General features: G+C 66.9%; 1 protein-coding gene and 1 pseudogene. One reads left to right on the top strand and one right to left on the bottom strand.

Annotation, left to right across the window (positions count from 1 at the left end; genetic code table 11):
• A pseudogene (locus JTJ31_RS24905) lies at positions 1 to 156 on the bottom strand (IS630 family transposase); the annotation flags it as partial.
• Positions 157 to 373: 217 nt separating this feature from the next.
• Between JTJ31_RS24905 and JTJ31_RS24310 the strand changes: the two are divergent.
• Entirely contained in the window at positions 374 to 1,315 is a 942-nt protein-coding gene (locus JTJ31_RS24310) for a hypothetical protein (protein WP_207541322.1), read from the top strand.
• Positions 1,316 to 1,718: the final 403 nt, after the last annotated feature.

Below are 1,718 nucleotides of genomic sequence, written 5' to 3' on the forward strand. Positions count from 1 at the left end.
CCTCAGGTTGGTCGCGTCGGGTTCGGCGCAGGCCAGTACGATCCGGATACGCTGGGCGAGGGCTTGGCCCACGCCGCGCCGGCGCAGCAGGCGACGGAGTTCGGCCCACTCCGCCTCGGTCAACGCCAACATGACAGCCTTGGGTCCGCGAGACATGACACGCCTCCCAATTCAGGCGCCACAGTCTCCTCCCAGCCACAGCAAACCGCAACTGAACTTCCAACTCAGGCCACTAGACAAGTTTACATGGCCAACGGATACCCTTGGGTTGAAGCGGGGATCTTGAACCTAGTCCCACGCCGCATCAATGAGTAGTTTCTGGGCCGCATGGCAGGTCTGGCCGTGCCGAGTCCGAGGGAGGTGAAGTCACTCCATGCCTGACAAGACACAGGACCGGGTGCCCGACGTCAGGGTCGCTGCCCATACGCTCGTGCTCCCGCGCGGCAAGTTCTGCATCTCCGTCTCCGAGGTTTCGCCCGGCGTGCCACCTGCGCAGCTTCCCGGCTTGTCCATCTCCGTCATGCCGGGCGAAGGGTCGGAGGTGGAGATCGCCCAGTTCCGCGGGAGCCCATGGCTGCGGCAGCTCGGGGACGCGCTGCTGGTGGCGGTCGCTAGTGAGGAGGCGCGCCTCCTCCTCACCAGCTATAACCTGCTGGAGCACAAGGGCGCGAAGCCGCCGCGCATGCATGTGCAGAGGCTCGACGTCCCCGGACAGCAGGCCAGCCTCGGTCCGGTGCGGGAGGAGGAGAAGCCCAGGGCTCCGGTGCGCGCCCCGGCCGCCGTGCCGCCAGCTGCCGCGACACGCGGCGCGAATACCATGCTACTGCACATTGCCCGTGTCGGGGACCGGGCCGGCGCGCTAGGCGAGTGGCTCGGGCTGCGCGAGCCGGGCTGCGTGATCGAGGGCATCCAGCTCGCCCCGCCAGAGGGCGTCCCTCCCGAGGAGCTGGAGTATCAGGTCGTCCTTGGCAGGGGCTGGACCTCTCCTTGGTCCCAGGGCGGCGAATTCTGTGGCAGCCGCGGAATGAGACTGCCGGTACAAGGGTTGCGCGTTGCCCTTCGCGGGGCGAGCGCGGAACGCTTCACCGTCCATGTGGAGGCGGTCACGGCCAGCGGGCAAACCCTCGGCCCGACCGGCAATGACGAGCTCTGCGGCCTGGAGGATCCCGAGCCGCTTGCGCAGCTGCGACTCCGCTTCGAAGAGCGTCTCGCTAAGATGGGAACGAAGCGTGGTCGAGCACAGCCCAGCGCCGGAAGGCGGCCCTCACCGGACGGGCACTCATTAGGTCGGAGCCGTCTCATACGAGGCTCTTGATTCAGTCCGCCCAGCGCGACCGGAACAAGAGAACCGGACGGAGAAGGGATCCTCGCCTAGGATCTCAGCCGCCAGCGCTGCCAGGCCGTGTGCGCCCTTGCGGAAGTCGGCCGACTGCGCGGCCAGCAGGATCCGACACCTGAACACCTCGAATAACCCGTTGATTGCATGGCGGTGAGCGGCGACGTGCGTTCTGGCGAAGGTGGAGCGTCGGTTCGCGAGCTCCTGACCAACCTGGCTGCGGTTCCAAGCTCTATGGGGGGCGGCCTTGCCGCTGAGCTAGAGCACGTTCCCCTCGAGCTGATTCGCGAAAGTGCTTCCCCGACGCGGGGGTGATCTGATTCACCCTGTCTGCTGGGCGGAGGCAGCAGGCATGGCAAAGACCTTGTCGGAGGATCTGCGG

It is taken from the genome of Sabulicella rubraurantiaca, assembly GCF_017355885.1.
Taxonomy (GTDB): domain Bacteria; phylum Pseudomonadota; class Alphaproteobacteria; order Acetobacterales; family Acetobacteraceae; genus Roseococcus; species Roseococcus rubraurantiacus.